Consider the following 22,983-nt stretch of genomic DNA (forward strand, 5'->3'; position numbering starts at 1 on the left):
TTTTCCCGCTTTCTGTGCCGGCTGCGCTTAGCACACTGCCTGCAATCCCCAACGAAGCAGCTGATGTCATTGTTCATCGTGTTCATCGCGACCTGAGCCAGCAAGATGACCGCAGCCCGTAAAGGCCGTGCCTACCGTCGGGGCTGGACAGCGGCCGGCTCTGAACGGATCAGATCAGCTGCCAGCAGTTACGGCGAGAACGGAAATATTGCCGTAGGCGCTCCCTTTCCCCGTGCTTGACCGGCGCCGGCGCATCTTCCTTTGTACCAGCGGATGCCGCTATGCTGCACCTCTTGCGAACAGCAGCACCCATAATCAATCGGCAAGCCAGAGCAGCTTCTTCAGTCAGAGATGCGGTTTGCGAAACGCCTGCGCCAGTCGGGCAACCTTGCTCCAGCCGTTCAGCCGGCTGATCCGGTTTCATGAATCACTGCGTCAAGATCGATGTCTGTACCGGATTGCGCTGAAAGACGCCGATAGAAGATCGAAGCAGGCTCACGACCGGCCTCTCGGAGCTCGTAGTACTCGAGCGCGCGCTCGACCACGTCCACAATGGTGCGATTTTGACGGCGAGCCAGGCGGCGCGCAAGATCACGCGCCTTGCCGCTACGGACTGAGAGCTGTGGATCGGTCATATCGGATTCCTTCGCGGCATTATTTAGACCCACTTGGCTTACTAGCAAAGATGGGTGGTGTTGGCTTGCTGCCGCATGAGCGATTAACGCTACAGCTGACGAAAGGAGACGCCCGTAATATTCGCGCACTTATTCGAAGGAATAGGTAAACCCTTGGGCTGAGGCGCCAACCGTCACCTTCGTCATCTTTTCACCAGCGAGCGACCGGTTCAGCACGCCGCGGCTCAATTCCGGAAGAAGAGTGTTGGTCAGAATTGCGTCAATCATCCTGCCGCCCGACTCGATTTCCGTGCAGCGGGCCTTGACCAGATCCATGACACCATCGCCGATGACCAATTCCGCATGGTTGGTTGCGTGCAGCCGGCGAGCAATCTTGGCGAACTGGTGACGAGTGATCGCTTCAATCATCGAATCCGAAAGCGGGAAGTAAGGGATGGTCACCACCCGGCCGAGAAAGGCCGCAGGAAAGACCTTCAGCAACGGACTGCGCAACGCGGTGTCCAATTCGTCGAGCCCTGCCCGTTCCGCCCCGTTCCTTGTCCGGTCCATGATGACTTCGGAGCCGACATTCGACGTGAGCAGGATCAGCGTGTTCTTGAAATCGATCCGTCGGCCTTCACTGTCGTCCATCATCCCTTTATCAAAGACCTGGAAGAAGATTTCGTGCACGTCCGGATGCGCCTTCTCGACCTCGTCGAGCAGGATCACCGAATAGGGCTTGCGTCGCACCGCCTCGGTGAGAATTCCACCTTTGCCATAGCCGACATATCCGGGCGGCGCGCCCTTCAAGGTGGAGACCGTATGCGCCTCCTGGAATTCGGACATGTTGATCGAGATCAGGTTCTGCTCTCCGCCGTAGAGCGTTTCGGCCAGTGCCAAGGCGGTTTCGGTCTTGCCGACGCCCGAGGGACCGCAAAGCAGGAATACACCCACCGGCTTTTCCGGAGCGCCGAGACCGGCGCGGCTGGTCTGCACGCGCTTGGCGATCATCTCCATGGCGTGATCCTGTCCCACAACGCGCTCGGACAGAGTGGCCGCGAGCCGCAGCGCCTTCTCGGTCTGACTCGACAGCATCCGCCCCGTCGGGATGCCCGTCCAGTCCTGAACCACGGCCGCCACGGCGTTGCGATCGACCGATGGCAGGATCAGCGGTGTTTCGCCTTGCGCCTCGGCCAGTTCGCTCATCAGTTCGCGCAGCCGAGCGAGATCGGCAGCCGGATCGGGAGGCGGAGTACCATCTGCCGCCGGAACCTTCGTCCCGGCAGTGGACTGTTCGGTCCCTGGCACCTCGACGCTCTCTGTCTCAGTGGCGGCCTCCTGCCCTTCCACGGCATCGAGCGGCACGCCGTCACCGCGCAGCCTGGCACGCAGTTCGAGTATCTCGGCCACCAGCGCCTTTTCGCGCTCCCAGCGCTGCTGCGCGGCTGCGAGCGTGCGTTCGGTCTCGGCCAGTCCGGCCTCGACCCGTGCCTGCCGCTCGGCCACTTCGATGCCGATTGCAGCCTCGCGGCCGATAATGCCGCGCTCGACCTCCAGCGCCTGGCGACGGCGCATAATGTCCTCGACCTCGGCCGGCGTGGCGTGCTGCGATACGGCGACACGCGCGCAGGCGGTGTCGAGAAGGCTGACCGCCTTGTCCGGCAGCTGCCGCGCCGGGATGTAGCGATGCGACAGGGCGACCGCCGCGTCGATCGCCTCATCCAATATCTGGACCTTGTGGTGCTGTTCGAGAACGCCAGCCACGCCGCGCAACATGAGGATGGCAACCGATTCCGAAGGCTCGTCGATCTTTATCACCTGGAAGCGGCGGGTCAGTGCCGGGTCTTTCTCGATGTGCTGCTTGTATTCCGCCCAGGTCGTTGCCGCTATCGTGCGAAGTTCGCCGCGCGCCAGCGCCGGCTTGAGCAGATTGGCAGCGTCGCCGGTTCCGGCAGCACCACCGGCGCCTATCAGGGTATGGGCTTCGTCGATGAAGAGGATGACCGGCGCTTCAGAGGATTGAACTTCGTCGATTACGGCCTTCAGCCGTTTTTCGAATTCACCTTTTACGCTTGCGCCTGCCTGCATCAATCCGACGTCGAGCATGCGCACGCTCACTCCCTGCAGTGGAGGCGGCACATCGCCTTTGGCGATGCGCAGAGCAAAACCCTCCACGACTGCAGTCTTGCCGACGCCCGCCTCGCCGGTCAGGATCGGATTGTTCTGCCGCCGTCGCATCAATATGTCGACAATCTGCCTGATCTCCGGATCGCGGCCGACGACCGGGTCGATCTTTCCGTCGCGGGCGCGCTGGGTCAGGTCGGTGGCATATTTGGCCAGTGCCGAATCCCCGCCCGGAGCCCGCCGCGGCGCCTCTGTCGCGGTGACCGTTGGCGCAGCGCCGGCTTCGAGTGAGCCCTCCGTGACATCGGCGAAGCGCGCCACGACGGCGTCGGCGTCGATCTTGTCGAACTCGCCGCTGATCTTCGACAGCAGGCCTTCCAGCACCGGTGTCTTCAGGCAAGCAAGCAGAACATGTGCGCTGCGGACCTCCTCCACGCCGAATTCCAGTGTTGCCAGATTCCAGGCCTCCTGGATGGCGTGGAAGATATGGTCGGAAAACTCTTCGATCGAGGTTGCGCCATAAGGCAGCTTGTCCACCGCACGCGTCATATCGGCCGTAAGTCGGCTCGCATCCAGTCCCGCATCGCCGATCATCATTTGCACATCCGAGCGGTCGGAGAGCACCAGCTGCTCGATGAAGTGGACGAGTTCGACGTAGGGATTGCCGCGCAGCTTGGCACTGTCGGCCGCTGCCTTGAAGGCGCGCAACCCTAGAGGATTGAGCTTGCCGACCAGTTCCTTGCGCTTGAAACTCTGCGATGACCGGCGCTGTTCCATCGAACGTGCTCCTGCACTCTGCAAGTGGGTAACCTGCCACATAAGCAGCCGCTTGACAAAGTGCGGGATGAACAAAGGTTTCAATGCCCGATTATGCGGGCTCCCATCATTGGTGGAAGATCCTGCATCGCCGGCCGCAAACAACGCGGGTCCTGACATCCCAGCACGACGCGTTCCTGGTCCAGGGCTCGCCAATCACGCCCCCGGATTCCACAATCAAGACAAGGCTGCATTAGCTTTTGTTAATTTTTTCCGCACTCGCTGAATTGTGGAAAAGCGCAACCGTGTGATAACGTAGGGGCAGGTCGGCCTCAGGGCCGGTGACTGGGGGATCGGTGTGATCGACGTCGCACTCTGGCTTGCTCCGCTCGACGGTGAAAATCCGTCGGGAGAGGATTTGCGTAACGATCCGGCGTTTCACGAACTGGAGCGCCTGACGGAGCCCCAGGTCAAGGTTGTTCATGACGGCAACAACAGGCCGGTCTCGCAAAGCACCATTCCCGTCGACTGGCCAGCAGTGCTCACCAAGGCCGAGGAATTGCGCGCGCGTGGCCGCGACCTGCGCCTGATTGTAATTGTCACACGCGCACTGGCCAACGAGCAGGGACTGGCCGGCTTGGCGCAGGGTCTGACGCTTATTGGGCGGACATTCGACCAGCATTGGGAAAGCATGCACCCGGCGCTGCGGCCCAACACGTCGCCTCGCGAGGCCGCCTTGCGCCGCATCAACGCGCTGCTCGATCTTCAAAATGGTCAGGACGGGCTGCTGGCCAACCTGCGGCAAATGACTTTCTTTGCGCCACGCTCGATCGGGCCGATCAGCGGACGCGACCTGGAACACGCTGCGCTCGACGACCGCGTCATGCTGCAAGAAGCAGCGTCAGGATTGAATGCGGCCGAAAAGGCAGCGCTTGTCAGTGCGCACGGACAACTGTTGAACCGGGTTCGTGCCGGGTGCGCGGCACAGGCGGATCAAGCCAATGAGGAAATGCAGTCGCTCATCGCCGATGCGCGCGCGGCGGTCGCGGCACTGGAAGCGGTCGAGACAGCCCTCAACGCTCGCCTTGAAGGCAGCGGCGGGACCACCATTCCGGAATTAAAACGGTTCCTGCAGCGTTTGCTGACAACCCTCGAGCGCAACTCGGCTGCCGGCGCGATGGCGAATGGCTCGGCAAAGCCGTCCCCTTCGCCTGCAGAACCGGTAATGCCTGCCCGAAACGGTCATGGAGCCGATACAATGGCAAGTGTGGCTAGCTACGCGGACTCGAGCACCGGACTCCCCGACCGGATTTCTTCGCGCGACGACGTGGTGAAATGCCTGGACCTCGTCGTCGCCTTTTATGACCGCACCGAACCATCGAGCCCGATCCCCCACCTCGCCCGCCGTGTTCGCCGGATGGTGCATATGGATTTTGTTGAACTGATGGAAGATCTTGCCCCGTCGGGACTGAAGGAGTTCCGGCTTCTTGCCGGCGTTCCCGATGCCAAGAAGACGGCTCAGAAGGATGAAAGGTAGCAAGCAATGCCAGCCGAAAGCAAAGCCAAGGTCATCGAACGAAATCGCGCGCCGCGGGTGCAGATCGCCTATGACGTGGAAACCTATGGCAGTCCAACGACCATCGAGCTGCCGTTTGTCATGGCCGTCATGGCCGACCTTTCGGGGGCTTCGCAGACGAAGGAAGCGGCGAAGTCGGTGCTGGACCGCTCCTTTGTCGAGACCGATGCGAACCGGTTTCCGCGTTTCATGGAGGCACTTGGACCACGCGTCAAAGCCCGTGTGAAGAATACGCTGCCCCAGGCTGAAGGCGCCGAGCGGGACGAGGAACTGGCGCTCGATCTTACCTTCACCAAGATGGGCGATTTCGCGCCCGACAAGATTGCCGAGCAGGTCCCACAATTGGCCGAAATCCTCAAGATGCGCCGCCAACTCGAGGAACTTCTCGGCTTCATGGACGGGCGCGTCGACGCCGAAAAGCGCATTGCGCAACTGCTGAACAATGAACCGCTTCTTGGCAAGATCGCCAGCCAGGCACTGGCGGACGACAAGGCAGGGGAATGACCATGGCCGAACAGCAAAAAACCGCCGCCGTCGCCGAGGCGGAAACCATCGATCTTGGAGAATTCAGCGGGCTCCTCGAGAAGGATTTCAAGGTCAAGAAGGACGACAGCGAAAAGCTCCAGCAATTGGTGCGCAATCTCGCACTTGCAGCGCAGACGCGCTCCGATACCACGACCATCTCGTCGAATGCGATCAAGTCGATCAAGTCGCTGATCGCCGGCATCGACAAGATGCTCTCCGAACAAGTCAACGAGATCCTGCACGCGCCGGAAGTGCGCGAAATGGAGGGCACATGGCGTGGCCTGTGGTATCTCGTCAACAATACCGAGACGGATCAGAAGCTGAAGATCCGGGTGATGAACATCTCCAAGGAGCAGCTGGCCGACACGCTTGAGGATTATGAGGGCCAGATGTGGGATCAGAGCCCGATCTTCAAGAAAGTCTACACGGACGAGTACTCAATGCTTGGCGGCGAGCCGATCGGCTGTGTGATTGGTGCGTACGAATTTTCCAACCACCCGCGCGACGTCGGTCTGCTGCGCAACATCTCCGGTATCTGCGCCTCAGCGCACACGCCCTTTATCGCAGCTGCGTCGCCTCGCCTGTTCCGCATGGACAGCTGGCAGGAATTGCCGAACCCGCAGGACCTGCAGCAGATCGTCTCCAACCCCGCCTATGCCTCGTGGCAGGCGCTGCGCGAGAGCGAGGATGCACGCTACATCGGCCTGACCATGCCTCGCGTTCTGGCACGGTTGCCGTATGGCACCGATACCGTTCCGGTGAAGGGCTTCACCTTCGAGGAGGAGGTACATGGCGATCATAACAAATACGTCTGGATGAACGCCGCATTCCCGATGGGCGTGAACATAAACCGCAGCCACAAGCTCTATGGCTGGGGCACGCAGATCCGCGGCGTCGAAAATGGCGGCACGGTCCTCAACCTGCCAGTGCACAGCTTCCCGACCGATGATGGCTCGATAGCGATGAAATGTCCGACGGAGGTCGCCATCGACGACCGGCGCGAGGCGGAGCTGGCCAAGCTCGGCCTGATGCCCATCCTGCATCGAAAGAACACCGATCTCGCCGCCTTCATTGGCGCCCATTCGCTGCAGGACGACGAGACAAGGGCGGGACGGCTGGTCGACCCCGATGCGCAGGCCAACGAGCGGCTGAGCGCCAACCTGCCCTACCTTTTCCCGGTCTCGCGCTTTGCCCACTACCTCAAGGCGATCGCGCGCGACAAGGTCGGTTCGTTCAAGGAGCGCTCCGACATGCAGATCTGGCTGACCGAATGGATCAACCGGTATGTGCTGGCCAACCCGGCCTTTGCCGACGACAAGGCGCGCGCCAAGCGCCCGCTCGCCGCCGCCGAGGTTCAGGTGGATAGCGTGGAAGGGCGCCCCGGCTACTACAATGCCCGCTTCTATCTGCGCCCGCATTATCAGCTGGAGGGTATCAATGCCTCGCTCCGACTGGTTTCGGAACTTCCGTCCGTAAAGACTTGATTTGCAGCAACAACATCTTGGTTTTTGAAAGCGGTGGAGAAAGACAATGCCCACAAATACGAAGATTGATGGCTTTCTAAAGGTTCCGGATATCAAGGGTCCAAGCACTCGAGATGGCCATGAGGACGAAATCGAAATCCATGGCGTCGATTACAAGATGATCGCGCCCTATGATCCAAATTCGCTCTCGCGTCGCGGTCGTGTGTCCTTGGGTATGATCAAGTTCACCAAGCACTATGACAAGTCTTCGCCCTACCTGAAAAAGGCGCTGTTCGAAAACAAGGCCCTGGACGAAGTCGTGTTTTCTGCACGGCGGACCATCGATGGCGAGACCAAGGATTACCTGGTCGTCACACTCACCGACGCCTCGATCATGGAATACGACATGTCGCAGGCCGAGGATGAGGAGGACCTGATCGAGGAAGAGGTCAGCTTTGCCTACAAAAAGATAAAGTTCGTCTACGACGACAACGACGAAATCGAAATGGATGTCTATGTCGGCAAGTGAGGCCCGGCGGCCCGGCGCGGACAAGTCGCTGGGTAGCGGCAGCTCGCGAGCAAAGCGCGAAGCGGTCCAGCCCTCTTTATGGGACCGCCTCGTAAACGATCTGCCGGGTATGACCTCCGAGATAGACGGGCTGCGCCAGGCACTGCAGGACGAGCTTGGCGCGGAGCGGCTGGACAATCTTGTTGCGGCCAGCGCGCGGCGCATCGACGCCGACGCGGAGTTGACGGCCGACCAGAAGCGGCGTCTCCATCGCCTGGCCTTTCAGAGCCAGCACCGCGCTGAAATTGAAAGCCGTGGCGTGGTGGTGTCGGCTCGTGTGCTCAAGGAAGCCGTGCGGCGCGATGTCGAGGCTTTGTTCAACACCGAGCGCTTCGAGGCCGTTCCGCTTCTTTCCGACCTTGAAAGCGAACAGGCCGCGGACAACCCGCCGTCGCTCGCCGATTTTCCGGAGGTGCGTCGCAGCGTCGTTAATTACGGAGTGCCTTCCTTCTCGGGCCGTTCCTCCCGCGACTTCGATCGCGAGGCGCTGGCGCGCGAGATCCGCTCGGTGCTTGCCACCTTCGAGCCGCGTCTCAAGGACAGTGCAACAAAGGTTACGGTAACCCTTGGCGACAAAACCGTGGGCCTGAAGATCGAGATAGATGCGGTGTTGATCATGACGCCGACGCCCGAACGCATGCGCCTGCGCACCACGATCAATCTCGATAACGGCTTGGCTCGGACCGAATTTAGGGAAGCCTGAGATGGATCGGGTCTTCGTAGAATATTACGAGGAGGAACTGATCCATATCCGTGCGCTCGCGGCAGAATTCGCCGACATGCATCCGGCGGTGGCGCGCAACCTTTCACTCGATACGGTCCCCTGTCCGGACCCCTATGTCGAGCGGCTGCTTGACGGCGTTGCTTTCTTGGCCGCGCGGACCCGGCTCAAGGTCGATGCGGAACGCTCGCGCTTCTCGCGCGCCGTCCTTGATGTTCTCTATCCTGACCTTGTCACGCCGGCGCCGGCAACGGCCATGGTAGTGCTCAAACCCGGCCAGCAGGTCCAGACAATGATTGGGGGCCATGTCGTCAAGCGCAATACGCGGCTGGTTTCCAGCCTCCAGCCTGGCCTTTCGACGCGTTGCACGTTCACCACCGCCCAGGACATCACGCTGTGGCCGATAGCCATTACCTCGGTCGGCTATTTTCAGGATCGTAGCGCCTTGGCGGCAGCCGGCATCACGCGGCTCGGCGGTGTGGATGGCGAGGCGGCGCTTCGCATCACGCTGGCCCGTACTGGAAAAGGCAAGCTCGATGAACTGTCGCTCGACCGGCTTGATCTTTACTTTGCCGCGCGCACCAAGGCACCACTGCTTTTCGATGCGATTTTCGGCGCCTGCTCAGCCGTTGGTGCACGACCGGAAGGCAAGGCCAACCCAATATCGCCGTTGCCGGTACCTGAAATGGTCGGCATCAGCGACGACGAGGCTCTGATGCCTCGTACACGTCCGACCTTCGAAGGATATCGTCTTCTGCGCGAATACTTCATGATGCCGGAGCGCTTTCACTATGCTCGGATTTCGGGGTTGCAGCCCATTGTGCGCAGATGCACAGCCGAGCTCGAGATCATCTTCATCTTCAGGCGTCCGGTGCCTGAACTTGCCGATCTGGCGGCGGCCGATTTTGAACTTTTCGCAACGCCGATCATCAATCTGTTCGAACGTGAGTGCAACGTCGTCGAGCTCGATCCGCGCAAGACGCGGCAGGTGCTGCATGCCGACCGCACGCGAGCGCGGGACTTCGAAATCTATCGGGTTACCCGCGTCGAGGACGCCGACAGCGAGGGGAGCGACGCCGCAATCCCGGAGCTCTTCAGCCTGGGACAGAACCGCGGCAGCGGTTGGGTTTATTCCACCGAACGGCGCCCACGTCGCCCGACGGAGGAGGAACGGCGCGACGGCCTCACCCGCACTTCATACACGGGCGACGACGTTTTCCTGGCGATTTCACGCCCAGCGGAAAATCCGCCTAACCGGCCGCTGAAGCGCGTCGACATCGTGGCGCTCTGCACCAACCGCGATCTGCCAATCCTTGACGACAACCCTACCTTGACGCTGGAAGCCGGCGATCCGGTCGAAATGATCCGGCTTCTCGGCGCATTGCGCCCGCCTCGCCCAGCCATCCCTGCAGCACTGCCGGCGGGCGCGGCGGGTGAATCGCGAGCCGACAATCTCGCCTGGCGGCTTGTAGCGCAGCTCGCGCTCAACTTTCTAAGCCTTGCAAAGGAAGGGCGCGGCGTCGACCCGCTGCATGCGCTGCTTGAGCTCTACGCCGACAGGGGTGACCCGAACCTCGCCCGCAATGTGCACTCGATCGTGCGCATCGACTCCCGGTCCGTCATCGAACGACTGCAGATCGATGGGCCGATGTGCTTCGGACGAGGCACGGAGGTGACATTGCATGTCGATCAGTCTGTCCTGGCGGGGCAGAGCACCTTGCTGCTTTCGGCCCTGCTGGCACGGCTGTTTGCCCGTCACGCTGGAATAAACGGCTTTGTGCGAACCCGCACATGGCTGCTGCAGAAGCAGGAGGATGTGCCATGGCCGATGACGCCCGGCAATCGCTACCTGATCTAGACAAGCCTGGCCTGGACCAGCCCGAAGAGCTGTCGGATGCGTTCGACTTCTTCGAGCTGTTGCGCCGACTCGAACGAAGAGGCGGGTTGTTCGGCTATTCAGGCCCGCCGGAGCGCGAACCCTCGCGGCTCGGGCAGCATGTTCGTCTCAGCTTTTCCGCCAAGGACTTGGCAGAATTCCGCGAAGCGACTGACAAAGCGCCCGCTCGGGTTACGGTCGCAAACATTGGTCTGATGGGACCTGAAGGTCCGATGCCTCTGCATTTGACGCGCTGGGTGCTCGATCGCCTGTCGCAACGCTGGTTCACCGGCGCCGATGCGCAGCAGACCAGCGACACGACCTTCATGGACTTCGTCAACATTCTTCAGAACCGCATGATTGGGCTGTATTACAGGGCGTGGGCGGATGCGCATCCGGCGGTTCAGGTCGAGCGCCCGGTAGGTGGGCGCGTTCGCGCCATGCTTGAAGCCATGGCGGGAATAGGGCTTCCCGGCACCCACAACCCCGAACTGGACGCCGTTAAGCTGCGCCAGGCCGCTTCGCTTGCCAATCAGGTCGACGGCCCCGAGCGGCTGACGCTGTTCCTGGCTGAGGCGTTCAAGGTGCCGGTCCAGATCAGGGAGTTCATCGCTGCCTGGATGACCATACCAGCCGCGCTCCAGACCCGCCTTGGCAAAGCCTACGCAGGGCTCGGTCGGGGAGCGACGATCGGTCCGCGTGTCTTCAACCGTCAAAGCAGGATCGAGCTCCGCGTCGGCCCGCTGGGCTATGAAGACTTCAAGGCGTTCCTGCCGGGTGGTCAGCGCCTCAAATTGTTCAAGCAGGCCGTTAGCGACATGGTCGGCGAATCGCTCGACGTCGATCTGCGCATCGTGCTGGCGCGCGATGCCGTTCCGCCGCCGCGTATTGGAACCGTGCAACTCGCCCGGACCGCGTGGCTTGCGCGGCCCGCTGAAAGGGGCGATGCTGACGACATGCGGCTGCGGACATTAGTCGGCTGGCGGCAGGAAGGGGGGGAGGTCGCGGCATGAGTCTGCTGCTGACGCTGGAGCAAGGGCCACGCACCCAGGCGGTACGGCAGACCCGGCTTGACGAGGGGGAACTGGTGATCGGCCGCAGCGCGGATGCCGGCTGGCAGATCGACGATCCCGACATGTTCGTTTCACGCGCCCATTGCAGGATCACTGGTGGGCGCGATGGATATTTCGTCACTGATACGTCGAGCAGCGGATTGTTCATAGACGACTCCGACAGCCCGCTCGGCGCCGGCAAGTCGGCGCGTCTTCGCAATGGCATGCGGCTGAGACTGGGCGATTACATCGTGTATGTCGATCTGCAGACGTCGAGCGCCCAAGCCACAGCAGCAGCAGCCGCAGGGCCAGTTCCGGAGCGCTTGCCGCCGGCGTCTCGGGCGCCGGTCAGCATCGGCCGTGACGATTTCTTTTCAGCCACCGTGGAAGAAGAGCCGCAGCGGCCACGTCCAGCCGAGCTGCCGAACCCGTTTGAGCAGCCGATCCCGGGTGCGTTCGAACGCGCCAATTCCAGACAGCGAAGCTCGCCTGCTTTCGACGACCCGTTCAGCCTCGATCCGGTTTCAACGCCCCTGTCAAAAAGCGCCGACGCCTACCTGGAACCAGACAGCACACCCAGCCGCGCGGACCCATTCGGCCTCGATCCTATGTCGTCCCCGAACGGCGCAACGGAGCCCGCGACGGCAAAGATGCCGGAATTCAATGACGATTTCGGTTTTGGGCCTGCCGCGGCGCCCAGCCCGGGACGCGATGCGGGCTCGACCGGTCAGCGCGAGCGCGACGCCCAACCACTGCAAGCGGCCAATCCCTGGGACCTGCCCGTGCGAGCGGCAGATGCCCCTCCCCCAATGCGGGCAGGCGCAGCCGCCAGCCCCGCCCGCCAGCCGCCCGCGAGGCAGCACGCCGACATGGCGCTTCGCACCGCATTCCTGCGCGGCATGGGCATCGCGGAAGCCGATTTTCCCGGGCGCGACGCCGTCGCCGAGATGGAGAAGTTCGGTCGCGAATATCGGCTTATGATGGAAGGATTGATGCAGCTGCTGCGCAAGCGTGCCGAAGAAAAGGGAAATGCCCGCGTTGCCCAGACAATGGTCGGAGCCTCCGAAGTCAATCCACTCAAGTTTCTTCCGACGGTCGACGACGCAATCGTGACGCTTATTGCCGAACGCAGCCCCGGATTTCTCGCCGGCGAAGCGGCTATCGCGGATGCGGTTCGCGACCTGGCACAACATCACGTGCGCGCCTGGCGCGGCGTGCAGGCCGCCTTGCGGCGGATGGTCGACCGTTTTGAGCCGGCAGCCATCGAAGCAGAGCTGAAATCGAGTTCCGCGATCGGCACGCTGTTGTCAGGCGGGCGCGGCGCCAAGCTGTGGGAGCTCTACCAGAAACGCCATCGTGAAATCGCCGAGAGCGCGGAAAAGAGCTTTCTCGGCGAAATCGGCGCCGATTTTCGTGATGCATATGAGGAGGAGTAAGACATGATCGATCGACGCGAATTTATCGTTGCCTTGGGTGCGACCGGGCTGCTTACGGCCTGTCAAAGCGCCGGGCCGCCAAAACCGTCGGTCATCACGGTGAAGCTGTCAGGGGCGGCCGGCATGAACCCTGGACCAGGCGGCGGCGATCGGCCAGTGACGGTGCTGGTCATGCGGCTGCGCAGCACCGGTAAGTTCAATTCCGCCGACTACTTTGCCTTGCAGGGGGATGCCGGCTCGGCACTGGCAGGCGATCTCATCGGATCCGACCAGATTGCCGTCGGGCCTGGAAAAACCGCGACCAAGACCATTACGGTTGAACCGGATGCGACGGCCCTGGGCTTCGTTGCACTCATCCGTGAGCCTGGAGGGCGAAACTGGCGGACGACAAAATCGGTTTCGCCCGGATCAAACTTTACGATCAATGTCACACTCGGCAGCGGCGGCATTTCCGCCTGACGGCCAAGGCAAGGGGAGCTCGATGCAGAGAGTAGGCGGATGAGCGATGCAAACAGGGTGCTGTGGTCCGAGGGCCTTTTCCTGCGGACCCAGCATTTCCAGCAGCAGGATCGTTTCTTGGAGGCGACTGTGCGCGGCGCGTTGCAGGCCGGCCAGCTGCATACGTTCGGCTTTCAGCAATTGACCCTGGATAAGGCATTGCTCGATGCCGGCCAGATCTCGATCCTGTCTGCACGAGGCATTTTCCCGGACGGAACCCCCTTCTCCATTCCGGATCTGATGGACGCGCCGCGTCCGCTGCCGGTCACCTCGGATACAGGCGCCGGCCCGGTGCTGGTCGCCTTGCCGCTCGAGCCGGCCGGCGGCGTTGGCTTCGATCCCGCGCATGCGCCACCCAGCGGTGCGCGCTATCATGGACGGATTGTTTCGGTGCGCGATGCCGTCCAGGGCGGTGCAGACCCCGAAGAAATCGAAATCGCCCGGCCGCAATCGCTGTTGCTTGCACCCGGCAAATCGGTCGGCGGCTATACCGCCCTGCCTATAGCCGACATCAAGGGGGTTCGTGCCGATGGCGGCGTTTCGCTGGACGAGACGTTCCTGCCACCGGCCCTGGTTACTGGTGCAGTGGCCTGGTACCGGCAATTGCTTCTGGAAGTCGTCACGGGCCTTGACCAAATCGCCGAGGCGCATGGCAAGATGGTCATGGGCGGGCCAGGGCGCAGCGTCGAAGACCTGTTGATGCTCAACCTCGCCAACGCGGCGCGTCCGCGACTGGCCCATATGCTGGCGCAGGATGTTTTCCATCCGGCCGAACTTTACCTGGAACTGGCCGGGCTTGCCGGTTCGATGGCGACCTACGGCTCGAGCGCGCGGCGACTGGGCGAGCTGCCGGCTTACAATCACATGGCGCCCGGCCCACCGTTTTCGGCGCTGGCGGATGCATTGCGCTCACTGATCCTGAGCCTGCGCTACATCGAGCCGAAATCGCGCGCGCTGCCCGTTATGCGCCATTCGACCAATGTTTGGAAAATCCGCATCGACAATCCGAAGCTGCTGGTGGCCAGCCGGATCGTCATCCGGGTCGGTTCGGAACTGTCGGAGGACGCGCTACGCAAGATATTCGTCAACCAGGCGACTGTGGGCTCGGCTGATGAGTTCGAAGGCCTGTGGAAGTCCCGCCTGCCCGGCATCCCGCTGAAACCGCTTCATTCGCAACCTCGCGAGATTCCTTACGACGGCGATCGGCTGTGCCTTGAGCTCGACCAGAAAAGCGAGCACTGGGCATCGCTGCTCGGTGCCCCAGGCTTCGTCATTGGCGTTTCGGGTGTGCTGCCGAGCGAACCGCAGGTGGACTGCTATTCGGTGAACAGGTGAAACCATGAGCCGGGATGATCCTTTCGGGCTGTCGGAGGATCGCGAACGCACTCGCATCAGGCTGACCGGCACGCCGATGCCGCGACCGATGGCGGCATCCTTGCCGGGCGGGCCGGTAAAACGCTCGCGCACCCACCCGAACGGCCTTGTCAACGCCTTCGCGCCCCTGCTCGAGTTTGCGCCTGAGCTTGAAAGCGCGCTGCCACCGGAGAATCCGGAAGTGTTACGCACTCGGCTGCTCGAAGAACTGGTTCGGGCACGCGACACGGCAATGGCGGCGGGGTCGTCGATGGAACGGGCCGATCAGGCAGCCTGGGTGGTGGCGGCCTTGCTCGACGATCTGGCCCTGAACACGCCCTGGGGCGGGGCCAGCGCGTGGCCGCGTCAGCCGCTTGTGGTCATGTTGCGCGGCGATGTCGACGCCGGCACGCAGTTCTTCACACGGCTCGACGAACTGGAACGCCATCCGAACCGAGATCGCGAATTGCTGGAACTCCAGTATGACTGCCTGGCACTGGGTTTTCGCGGCAAGTATCGCGTGCCCGGCCGCTCGGGCGATCGCTCGCTCAATGCCGTTCGGGTTGCCGCGGCACGTTTCCTGCGCGATGCTGACGCCGAGAATGCGCCGCTGTCGCCGAACTGGAAGGGCGTAATCGCATCCGACGAGCCGCAGCGCTTCATCGTTCCGATCTGGGTGATGGCCCTTGCCGCGGCGGTCATCGCCACCGCGACCTATGTCGGGCTCTCAATGGGACTAAGCAGCCAGGCGGTGGAGCTTTCGGCCCTGGTCCGCGCCTTGCCGCCGCCGACCCGTGGCGACATCAGTCGCGTGTCGCCAACGGTCGATGTCCCGCCGCCGGAGACTGTGGATTTTGCACTGCTGCCCGAATTTGAGGCCGGGGCGCCGGGCAATCTGAGATCGGCTCTCAGCGGCACGGAGAGCGTTTCACTGGCCAAGCTGGTCATCCAGGCCTCCAACCCCGAACTATTCCAGTCGTCGCGGCCAACACTGACGGAAGGATTCGAGCCGCTGATCGGCTCGATCGCCAAGGTGATCCTCGCCAATCGTGACCTGATCGGCAACATCACTGTGGTCGGACATACGGACAGCGTTCCTCTGCAAAGAACCAATCCGCTGTCGACCAACCAGCGACTGTCAGAGGCTCGCGCCCAGACCATTGCCGACATGCTGGTACAAAACGGAGTGCCGCAGGAACGCGTCCATTCCGAGGGCCGGGCAGCCACGGATCCAGTGGCCGATGACGGCACGCGCGAGGGCCGGGCTCTGAACCGGCGCGTTGAGGTGCTGGTCGAAAAGAGGCTGTGAGATGTTCATCCTGCGCTTCCTCTGGGCGGTCCTGACATCGCGCTGGCTGTGGACACTGATTGGCATCACGCTGCTTTCCTTGGTGATCTGGATATTCGGGCCGATCGTCAGGGTCGGACCTTACGACCCTTTCGCCTCGGACAATGTGCGCATCGTCATCATCGCGCTGCTGGTCATCTTCTGGCTGATCTGGCTGATCGTTGCCCAGCGTCGGGCGATCCGTGCCAACCGGATGTTCGTCGCCGAAATCGCCGCGCCGGCGGTAGAGAAGCCACTCAGCCCCGGCGAAGAGAATGTTGCTGCCGTCGGAGCCAAGTTCGCTGAGGTCATGGCCGAGTTGAAGCGCCGCAAACTGGGCGGTCGCAAGTTCCTGCGCGAGATGCCCTGGTACGTGATCGTCGGGCCGCCGGCCACCGGCAAGACCACAGCCTTGCGGCAGTCGGGGTTGAACTTTCCGATCGACCTGACCGACGACCTGCAAGGGGTCGGCGGCACGCGCAATTGCGATTGGTTCTTTTCGGAGAGCGCCGTTCTGATCGACACTGCGGGCCGCTATGTCCAACAGGAGAGCCAACCCGACGTCGACGCGGTGGAGTGGCTGGGCTTTCTCGACCTTTTGAAGAAGCACCGGGGCCGTCGCGCGCTCAATGGTGTGATCGTCGCGCTTTCGATCGATGTGCTTTCGGAGGGCGACGACGCCATCAAGGCGCATGGCCGCAAGATCCGCCGTCGGCTGGCCGAACTCAACGATCGCCTCGAAATCCGCCTTCCCGTCTATCTGATGCTGACCAAAGCCGACCTGATCAAGGGGTTCGAGGCTTTCTTCGGCGGTTTGTCGACGGCTGCGCGCGAGCAGGTCTGGGGGACGACGTTCGCACTCGATGCGCATGTCGATGCAAAGACCATCGAGCGGGAAATCGCGACGTTAGCAACCGAGCTCGAGCGGCGGCTGGTGCCCCGGCTGGAGGACGAAGACAAGCTTGCTGCCCGCGCCGAAATCTTCAGGTTTCCCGCCCAACTCGCCAGCCTGTCCGAGCCGATCCAGGTACTGATCGAGGCGATGTTCGGCGAAAGCCGGTATGAGGAGGCCGCCTGGCTGCGTGGCCTTTATCTGACATCGGCGACCCAGGAAGGGGCGCCCATCGACCGGCTGACCGCGGCGCTGTCTGCCTCCTTCGGTCTTCCGCCGCGCCGGGCGTTGGCCGCGCCGCGTGTCGAAAAACGCAGCTTCTTCCTGAAGAACCTGCTTACAGAAGTCATCTTCAAGGAAGCCGGCCTCGGCACCTTCGATCCGCTGGCGCAACGCCGCCGCGCCTGGATCTGGCGTGGCGCGGCCGCCGCATGTGCCGCAGCCGCCCTACTGGTCAGCGGGCTGTTCACCTGGTCCTATTACGACAACCGCAACGCGATCACGGCCCAGGCAAGCCAGTTCGAGGCGCTGCAAACGCCACTGACCTCGGCCGCGGCAAACCCGGCATCCGTAGAACAGCCCGCGATCGATGGCGCCCTCAGTGCGATGGATGAGGTCGCAAATGCCCGTACCCCGCCGCCTGGCGCAGCACAGGATTTGCTGGGGCCATCAGCCTCGGCGGAACTGGTGCGGGCACAGACCGACACTTACGACCATGCTTTGCGCAACGTTCTCGAGCCGCACATGGTGGCGCTGCTCGAGGCGACGATGTGGCGGCAGATCCGCGATCCGGACTTCATGCTTGGCGCGCTGAAGACCTATCGCATGATGACCGGCCTTTCTCAGATGGATCCGGATTTCGCCCAGGACTGGTGGGTGAACAAGCTGCCTGAATTCGCCGCGGCTGCCCCCTTTCCGACAGCTGACGCCGAAGAGCACCAGCTTGCCGCGATCCGTCGCATGGCGGTTGACGCCAGTTATATCGCCCCGGACCAGGCGTTGGTTGCAGAGGCACTGAAAACCGTCTGTACGATTTCCTTGCCGGCGCGTGCCTATAAACAACTGCTGGCCGACCCGGCGGTGACTGCGCTCAAGGAATGGATTCCTGCCAACTTCGCCGGCCCCAACGGCGCAAAGGTCTTTGCGCGGCGTTCCGACAAGACGCTTCGGGTCGGCATTTCGGGAGCGTTTACCTATGCCGGCTTCCATGACGCCATTCTCGACCGGGTTGAGGATGTCGCCGCCCAGGCAGCACTCGACCGGGCGGTGTTCGCCGGCGGTTGCTCGGAAAATTCCGAAACCTCGGTGTCAGCGCTGTCAGAGGATATTCTGAAGCTCTATTACGACGACTATATCGCGCAATGGGACAGCTTCCTGCGCGACATGAGGCTGGCGCCATTGACCGACCTCAACGTCGCCAGTGAGAACCTCAAGGATCTTTCAAGTGCCGACTCCGCGCTGAAGCGCTTGGTCACCGCGGTGGTCCAGGAGACCGAGCTTACGCGGTCCGATGACGCGCCGGCAAACGACAAGGCAGCGGCGGCAGGTGGCTCGAAACTGCTTGGCAAGCTGGGCAAGCTTGGCAAGATCGTAAAAACCGGAGCAAAGCTTTTGCCGCGTGCCGGCTCCGCCGACGAAGTGGATCTTACCGGCAGTCTGGTGGCCGAGCATTTCAAGCCGCTCAGGGGCGCCATCGCCGAGGTCGACGGTCAGCCGCCGGCGCTCGACGCCGCCATTGTCGCGCTGACCGCACTGTCCAATGTGCTGCAGACCGTGACGGCCAATCCCGATCCTCAGGACGCCATCAAGAAACAGGGCGGCCTTGCCGAACTGACTGGAGCGGTTGCCAGGCAGGCGCAGATCCTGCCCGACCCGATCGATGATTGGTTGGGCGGTATTGCCGGCGATACGAGCGGGCTGACGCAGAAGGCGGTCACCTCGGAGCTCAACGCCATCTGGCGCGCCGACATCCTGCCGTTCTGCCAGGCAGCACTCAACAACCGCTATCCCTTCAGCCCTGACAGCGCCGTCGACGTCAATGTCCGCGACTTCGCCCGCCTGTTCGGACCGGCAGGCCTGATCGACACCTTCATTAACGACCACCTGATCAGCTATGTCGACACGTCAGCGCAGCCATGGAAATGGCGCGCCGATTTCGGCCTCGACCCGTCGGCACTGGCCGCGTTCGAACAGGCAAGGCGGATCCGCGATGATCTCTTTCCCGGCGGTTCAGGCCCGCTGATGAGCTTCACGCTCGAACCGAAGGACCTGTCGCCCAATGTCGCGCGCGTGACGCTCAACCTCGATGGGCAGAATCTCGTCTACTATAACAATGCAACGAGGCCGCAGCCGATGACGTGGCCCGGCAAGGACGGCACAGGGGTCATCTCGCTTGCCTTCCAGCCGATCGATGGCTCGCCCGAAATCTTGCTCAACGAGACCGGCAGCTGGGCGTGGCTGAGAATGTTGCGCAGCGGTCGCTTCACCGGCACCTCGCTGTCGGACGTCTACAGCCTGCGCCTGGGCACCAAAGGGATGTATGCCGACTTCCAACTCAAGGCTGCCAGCGTCGAAAACCCTTACAACCTGCAGATGTTCAAGAAATTTTCATGTCCGCCACAGATATGATCCTGCCTGGCTTTTACGGCAAAATGCCCGCGACCGGCGATTTTGTCACCCGGCGGCTGCCGGGAGATTTTGTTCGCGCCTGGGACCGCTGGCTGGCGCAGCATGTCGTCCCGCTCATTGGCTCGGAATCCTGGGCGCGCGGCACACCGCTGCGGTTCCTGACCGGTCCGGATTTTCTCGGCGCATCGGCAGGCGTCATCGTGCAGAGCGCCGACAGAGTTGGCAGGCAGTTCCCGTTGAGCGTCGTCGTGCAGCTTTCCGAGGCTCCCGTCGAGCTAGCGTATGCCGATGCATGGTTTGCCGAGATCGAAAAGGTGGCCATCGCCGCCCAAGACGGCGAGCTGACGCCGGATGAATTGGATGGCGCGCTGGCTGCGCTACCAGTGCCGCAGGTTGAGCCGGGCGAAGAGCTCATCAGCGATATGGCGATGTGGACAGCGCGTTCGGACATTTTCGACATCGACCCGCTATCGCCTCAAACGGCGCTGGAACAAATCTTTGCGGCAAGCTGGGAGACCAGCTGATGCAGATCTGGAACCAGATGGGCTATCCGCACCAATTCACCGTGGCCTTGGACAAGGCCGGCCATGAGTGGATCGTCATAGTGATAAAGGGCACGTTCGATTTTCCCACGATACCCGGCGGACCGGTGCAAAAATCGGCCGAGCAGGTGCCGCTCGTCTTTGCCGACATCCATACCGGCGAGTCCGGTTACTCGGCCACGCTCTGGGAGACCGACTTCGCTTTTCGCAAGCCGCGTTGTGACGTGATCGCCAATGGCTTTGCCTACGCGCCAGGAGGACGCCCCGCCCAGCGTGTACCGGTCGGTATCAAGGTGGGCAATTGGTCGAAATTGTTCGAAGTCGTCGGCCACCGCGAGTGGCGCGCCATCGGGCCGGTGTTCAGCTCCACCGCCCCGCAGCCCTTCCTGCGCTTGCCGATTTCCTATGATGTCGCCTGGGGTGGTGTCGACAGACTGGACCCGGACGACAAGCTCCCCGCCAGTTACAAGTACAATCCGGTCGGAACCGGCTGGTCGCGGACCAAGAACCAACGCCTTATTCCAGGCCTGCGGCTACCGAATACGCAAGCTATCGACGAAGAAATCCGCTCGCCGTTCGGCGACTACAAGCCGATGAGTTTTGGCCCGATAGGCCGCGGCTGGCCCGGCCGCATCGAATATGGCGGCACCTTCGACGACAACTGGGTGAAGAACATCTTTCCCTTCCTGCCGCCCGACTTCGACGAGCGTTACTTCCAGATGGCACCACCAGACCAGCAGATCAACGCGCCTGCAGGTGGCGAGGACGTTCAGCTGGTCAACTTGACCCCTGAAGGTCGGGTGAGCTTTGCCCTGCCGCGGACTACACTGCCGATGACGCTGTTCAAAGGGCGAAAAAGGGTCTTTGAGGGGGATGTCCTCCCCGACACACTGCTGTTCGACTTGGAACGCCGTTATTTCTCCGTGGTCTGGCGCTTGGCACAGCGTATCCAAACCAGTCTGCTGGATTTCAGCCAATGCTGGGTGGGTCCGCCGACAAGCGGGATGCTTCTGGCATGGGATATGGGCAAGCGCTACGTTCGCGCAGACCGTTTCCCCTCCAGCCGCGACGCGGTGACAAGGTGACTGCCGGCGTTGATATCCTGTCCACCGGTATGGTGACCGCGGTTGGCTTGAATACGGCCGCAGCCTGCGCAGCCATGCGTGGCAAAATCGACGGATTTCAAGAGACAGATTTTATAGTCCCGGGCGGGGAATGGTTGGTTGGAGCACCGGTGCCGCTGCCGCGGAAATGGCATGGTGAGAAGCGTCTGGCCCATCTCGCCGCCGCGGCGATTTGCGAGGCCTTGGACGCCGTACCCCAGGCTCGAGGTCAAACCGCGCTGCTTTTGTGTACTGCAGAGGAAGACCGTCCGGCCCGCCCTCTTGTGAACGATGCGGATTTGTTGAAGCAGATTGCCAGGATTGCGGAACTTGAACTGGTCGCGAGCAGCCGCATTGTCGCGCACGGCAGACCCTCCGGACATGTAGCACTCGACCACGCCCGCAAACTGATCGAATCGCAAAGCGCCCGCTACGTAATGATCGTTGGGGTCGATAGCTTTCTGAGCAGCCGCGGCGTCGCACACTACCTGAAACAGAAGCGCCTGCTCATTTCAGGCAACTCTAACGGCTTTATCCCGGGCGAGGCAGCCGCCGCATTCCTGTGCGGCGCGGGAGGCGGCAGCTTTCATTTGCGCGGTGTCGGATTGGCGCGTGAAGAAGGTTCGATCCTGAACTCGCGGGATATACCACTGCGCGGCGACGGGATGACCCAGGCTTACAGCACGGCCTTGGCCCAAGCAGGCATCGGGATGAATCAAATTGGATATCGGATCGCGGATCTGATTGGCGAGCAATACTGGTTCTCGCAGTCAACTCTGGCGTCTGTCCGTCTTCTTCGTGGTGATCACGGCTTTCAAGATATTTGGTCCCCCAACGAGTGCCTCGGCAATGTCGGTGCTGCGGCTGTGCCGCTCATGGTCGGCATGGCTTGGACGGCCGCCCGCAAGGGCTACGCTGCCGGCAACCCGGTGCTGATCGAGTCCTCCTCTGACAGCGGTGTGTGCGGAGCCGCAATCTTCGCGGCGAGGACCAGGTGATGGGCACCGTTTACGCCAACGGATTGGAGGTCTCCGCCAAGGCGCAAGGCAACAAGATTATTGCCGCGTTTCCAGATACTTGTTTCACCCCACCCGAAAACCCCGCGACGCCGCCTGGGACGCCGATTCCATACCCAACCTTTGGGATGGATTCCGACACCGACAATGGCACAAGCACGGTGAAGATCGGGGGCAAGACTGTAGCTCAGAAAAACATTTCCTACTACACGACGACCACTGGAACCGAAGCAGGGTGCGCGGCCAAGAAGGGGATCATCACTTCGACGAATACGGGTAAGGCCTATGCCGCCGCCTGGTCGAGCAACGTCAAGGCACAAGGTGAGCCGGTGCCGCGCAACACTGATCGGGCAACCGTCAATCATGCTTCGCCTCAGCCGAATGACGGCAACGGCGCGCTTGTCGGAGGTGGCGGCGGTGGCGGCGATGACGTCAACTGTGAGGAGTTAGCCAATCAGATCGAGCTTCTCCTGACGCGTGACAAGCGCGCCGAGAATCCGACATCGAGCAAAAAGAAGGGCCCGAAAAAGCGTGGCGGTCAACATGGCTATCTATTTCGCATCGCCGAGCAAAGATGCGGCGAAAATGGGCCCGGCACGGCAGGTTGGGACAACCATCGTGGCGAACTCGAAAGAGATTTTGTTGCCGTGCGGGATGCAATCGACCTCTTTATGGCTGCATGCGACTTGGATGACATAGATTTCGCCGAATCGAACAAAGAGAGGGATCGCGACCCCAATATGAAGCAAGCCATCAACGGTATCGCGGAGCGCGATCCGCGCTACATGCCTGATCAGATCACGCACCTAGGGAGCGATCACGCACTCTGCAACGGCGGAGATCTGGCCGATGCGCGTGCCGACCGCACACTTAATCAGATTACCGAAATCATAAACTTCGGTATGGATTGAGC

Annotated in this window: 18 protein-coding genes; 16 read left to right on the plus strand and 2 right to left on the minus strand. The window is 62.0% G+C overall.

Annotated features, from left to right (window positions below; translation table 11 throughout):
- Positions 1 to 401: 401 nt before the first annotated feature.
- Together NKI95_RS24650 and tssH are read right to left on the minus strand one after the other, a co-directional pair.
- Positions 402 to 635 carry a plasmid stabilization protein gene (locus NKI95_RS24650; RefSeq protein ID WP_352719874.1) on the minus strand — a complete coding sequence of 78 codons (234 nt, stop codon included), beginning with the start codon at positions 633 to 635 and terminating at the stop codon, positions 402 to 404.
- Between the two features lie 129 nt (positions 636 to 764).
- Positions 765 to 3,515 carry a type VI secretion system ATPase TssH gene (gene tssH / locus NKI95_RS24655; RefSeq protein WP_352719876.1) on the minus strand — a complete coding sequence of 917 codons (2,751 nt, stop codon included), beginning with the start codon at positions 3,513 to 3,515 and terminating at the stop codon, positions 765 to 767.
- Positions 3,516 to 3,852: 337 nt separating this feature from the next.
- Here tssH and tssA point away from each other — a divergent pair, with 337 nt between their 5' ends.
- The 16 genes from tssA to NKI95_RS24735 are packed head-to-tail and all read left to right on the plus strand — an operon-like array spanning position 3,853 to position 22,981.
- Positions 3,853 to 5,031: a type VI secretion system protein TssA gene (gene tssA / locus NKI95_RS24660; protein ID WP_352719879.1), complete on the plus strand. Its 1,179-nt coding sequence runs from the start codon at positions 3,853 to 3,855 to the stop codon at positions 5,029 to 5,031.
- Positions 5,032 to 5,037: 6 nt separating this feature from the next.
- The gene (gene tssB, locus NKI95_RS24665) at positions 5,038 to 5,574 is read left to right on the plus strand and encodes a type VI secretion system contractile sheath small subunit (protein WP_352665767.1); all 537 of its coding nucleotides are present in this window, start codon (positions 5,038 to 5,040) and stop codon (positions 5,572 to 5,574) included.
- A gap of 2 nt (positions 5,575 to 5,576) precedes the next feature.
- Positions 5,577 to 7,079: a type VI secretion system contractile sheath large subunit gene (gene tssC, locus NKI95_RS24670; RefSeq protein ID WP_352719882.1), complete on the plus strand. Its 1,503-nt coding sequence runs from the start codon at positions 5,577 to 5,579 to the stop codon at positions 7,077 to 7,079.
- 46 nt (positions 7,080 to 7,125) lie between these two features.
- Positions 7,126 to 7,587: an Hcp family type VI secretion system effector gene (locus NKI95_RS24675; RefSeq protein WP_023678576.1), complete on the plus strand. Its 462-nt coding sequence runs from the start codon at positions 7,126 to 7,128 to the stop codon at positions 7,585 to 7,587.
- Entirely contained in the window at positions 7,574 to 8,329 is a 756-nt protein-coding gene (gene tssE, locus NKI95_RS24680) for a type VI secretion system baseplate subunit TssE (RefSeq protein WP_352719884.1), read from the plus strand. The genes NKI95_RS24675 and tssE overlap by 14 nt, the downstream gene beginning before the upstream one ends.
- A gap of 1 nt (position 8,330) precedes the next feature.
- The gene (tssF, locus tag NKI95_RS24685; RefSeq protein ID WP_352719886.1) at positions 8,331 to 10,205 is read left to right on the plus strand and encodes a type VI secretion system baseplate subunit TssF; all 1,875 of its coding nucleotides are present in this window, start codon (positions 8,331 to 8,333) and stop codon (positions 10,203 to 10,205) included.
- Entirely contained in the window at positions 10,169 to 11,236 is a 1,068-nt protein-coding gene (gene tssG / locus NKI95_RS24690; RefSeq protein ID WP_352719888.1) for a type VI secretion system baseplate subunit TssG, read from the plus strand. The genes tssF and tssG overlap by 37 nt, the downstream gene beginning before the upstream one ends.
- Complete coding sequence (gene tagH / locus NKI95_RS24695; protein ID WP_352719890.1) at positions 11,233 to 12,711, plus strand: type VI secretion system-associated FHA domain protein TagH; 1,479 nt, start codon at positions 11,233 to 11,235, stop codon at positions 12,709 to 12,711. Before tssG ends, tagH begins: the two co-directional genes overlap by 4 nt.
- 3 nt (positions 12,712 to 12,714) lie before the next feature.
- On the plus strand, positions 12,715 to 13,170 hold the full coding sequence (gene tssJ / locus NKI95_RS24700) for a type VI secretion system lipoprotein TssJ (RefSeq protein WP_352719892.1): 456 nt from the start codon (positions 12,715 to 12,717) through the stop codon (positions 13,168 to 13,170).
- A gap of 39 nt (positions 13,171 to 13,209) precedes the next feature.
- Positions 13,210 to 14,544, plus strand: a complete 1,335-nt coding sequence (tssK, locus tag NKI95_RS24705) for a type VI secretion system baseplate subunit TssK (RefSeq protein ID WP_352719894.1) — start codon at positions 13,210 to 13,212, stop codon at positions 14,542 to 14,544.
- A 4-nt stretch (positions 14,545 to 14,548) separates the two neighbouring features.
- A complete protein-coding gene (gene icmH, locus NKI95_RS24710) occupies positions 14,549 to 15,871 on the plus strand; it encodes a type IVB secretion system protein IcmH/DotU (RefSeq protein WP_352719896.1) in 1,323 nt (440 codons plus the stop codon).
- A 1-nt stretch (position 15,872) separates the two neighbouring features.
- Positions 15,873 to 19,409: a type VI secretion system membrane subunit TssM gene (tssM, locus tag NKI95_RS24715; RefSeq protein ID WP_352719898.1), complete on the plus strand. Its 3,537-nt coding sequence runs from the start codon at positions 15,873 to 15,875 to the stop codon at positions 19,407 to 19,409.
- A complete protein-coding gene (gene tagF, locus NKI95_RS24720) occupies positions 19,391 to 19,933 on the plus strand; it encodes a type VI secretion system-associated protein TagF (protein WP_352719900.1) in 543 nt (180 codons plus the stop codon). The genes tssM and tagF overlap by 19 nt, the downstream gene beginning before the upstream one ends.
- A complete protein-coding gene (locus NKI95_RS24725) occupies positions 19,933 to 21,036 on the plus strand; it encodes a DUF2169 family type VI secretion system accessory protein (RefSeq protein ID WP_352719902.1) in 1,104 nt (367 codons plus the stop codon). The genes tagF and NKI95_RS24725 overlap by 1 nt, the downstream gene beginning before the upstream one ends.
- The gene (locus tag NKI95_RS24730) at positions 21,033 to 22,052 is read left to right on the plus strand and encodes a 3-oxoacyl-ACP synthase (RefSeq protein WP_352719904.1); all 1,020 of its coding nucleotides are present in this window, start codon (positions 21,033 to 21,035) and stop codon (positions 22,050 to 22,052) included. Before NKI95_RS24725 ends, NKI95_RS24730 begins: the two co-directional genes overlap by 4 nt.
- Positions 22,052 to 22,981, plus strand: coding sequence for a DUF4150 domain-containing protein (locus tag NKI95_RS24735; RefSeq protein ID WP_352719906.1), 930 nt, complete (start codon positions 22,052 to 22,054; stop codon positions 22,979 to 22,981). Before NKI95_RS24730 ends, NKI95_RS24735 begins: the two co-directional genes overlap by 1 nt.
- Positions 22,982 to 22,983 lie beyond the last annotated feature (2 nt).

It is taken from the genome of Mesorhizobium sp. M0306 (assembly GCF_040321655.1).
Lineage (GTDB): Bacteria > Pseudomonadota > Alphaproteobacteria > Rhizobiales > Rhizobiaceae > Mesorhizobium.

Bases quoted from the DNA above. Each gene is read 5' to 3' on its own strand.
- NKI95_RS24675 (WP_023678576.1), top strand. From the start codon at position 7,126: ATGCCCACAAATACGAAGATTGATGGCTTTCTAAAGGTTCCGGATATC.
- tssJ (WP_352719892.1), top strand. From the start codon at position 12,715: ATGATCGATCGACGCGAATTTATCGTTGCCTTGGGTGCGACCGGGCTG.
- tssF (WP_352719886.1), top strand. From the start codon at position 8,331: ATGGATCGGGTCTTCGTAGAATATTACGAGGAGGAACTGATCCATATC.
- tssE (WP_352719884.1), top strand. From the start codon at position 7,574: ATGTCGGCAAGTGAGGCCCGGCGGCCCGGCGCGGACAAGTCGCTGGGT.
- tssG (WP_352719888.1), top strand. From the start codon at position 10,169: ATGGCCGATGACGCCCGGCAATCGCTACCTGATCTAGACAAGCCTGGC.
- tagF (WP_352719900.1), top strand. From the start codon at position 19,391: ATGTCCGCCACAGATATGATCCTGCCTGGCTTTTACGGCAAAATGCCC.
- tssC (WP_352719882.1), top strand. From the start codon at position 5,577: ATGGCCGAACAGCAAAAAACCGCCGCCGTCGCCGAGGCGGAAACCATC.
- tssB (WP_352665767.1), top strand. From the start codon at position 5,038: ATGCCAGCCGAAAGCAAAGCCAAGGTCATCGAACGAAATCGCGCGCCG.
- tssM (WP_352719898.1), top strand. From the start codon at position 15,873: ATGTTCATCCTGCGCTTCCTCTGGGCGGTCCTGACATCGCGCTGGCTG.
- tagH (WP_352719890.1), top strand. From the start codon at position 11,233: ATGAGTCTGCTGCTGACGCTGGAGCAAGGGCCACGCACCCAGGCGGTA.
- icmH (WP_352719896.1), top strand. From the start codon at position 14,549: ATGAGCCGGGATGATCCTTTCGGGCTGTCGGAGGATCGCGAACGCACT.
- NKI95_RS24650 (WP_352719874.1), bottom strand. From the start codon at position 635: ATGACCGATCCACAGCTCTCAGTCCGTAGCGGCAAGGCGCGTGATCTT.
- tssH (WP_352719876.1), bottom strand. From the start codon at position 3,515: ATGGAACAGCGCCGGTCATCGCAGAGTTTCAAGCGCAAGGAACTGGTC.
- NKI95_RS24735 (WP_352719906.1), top strand. From the start codon at position 22,052: ATGGGCACCGTTTACGCCAACGGATTGGAGGTCTCCGCCAAGGCGCAA.
- tssK (WP_352719894.1), top strand. From the start codon at position 13,210: ATGAGCGATGCAAACAGGGTGCTGTGGTCCGAGGGCCTTTTCCTGCGG.
- NKI95_RS24725 (WP_352719902.1), top strand. From the start codon at position 19,933: ATGCAGATCTGGAACCAGATGGGCTATCCGCACCAATTCACCGTGGCC.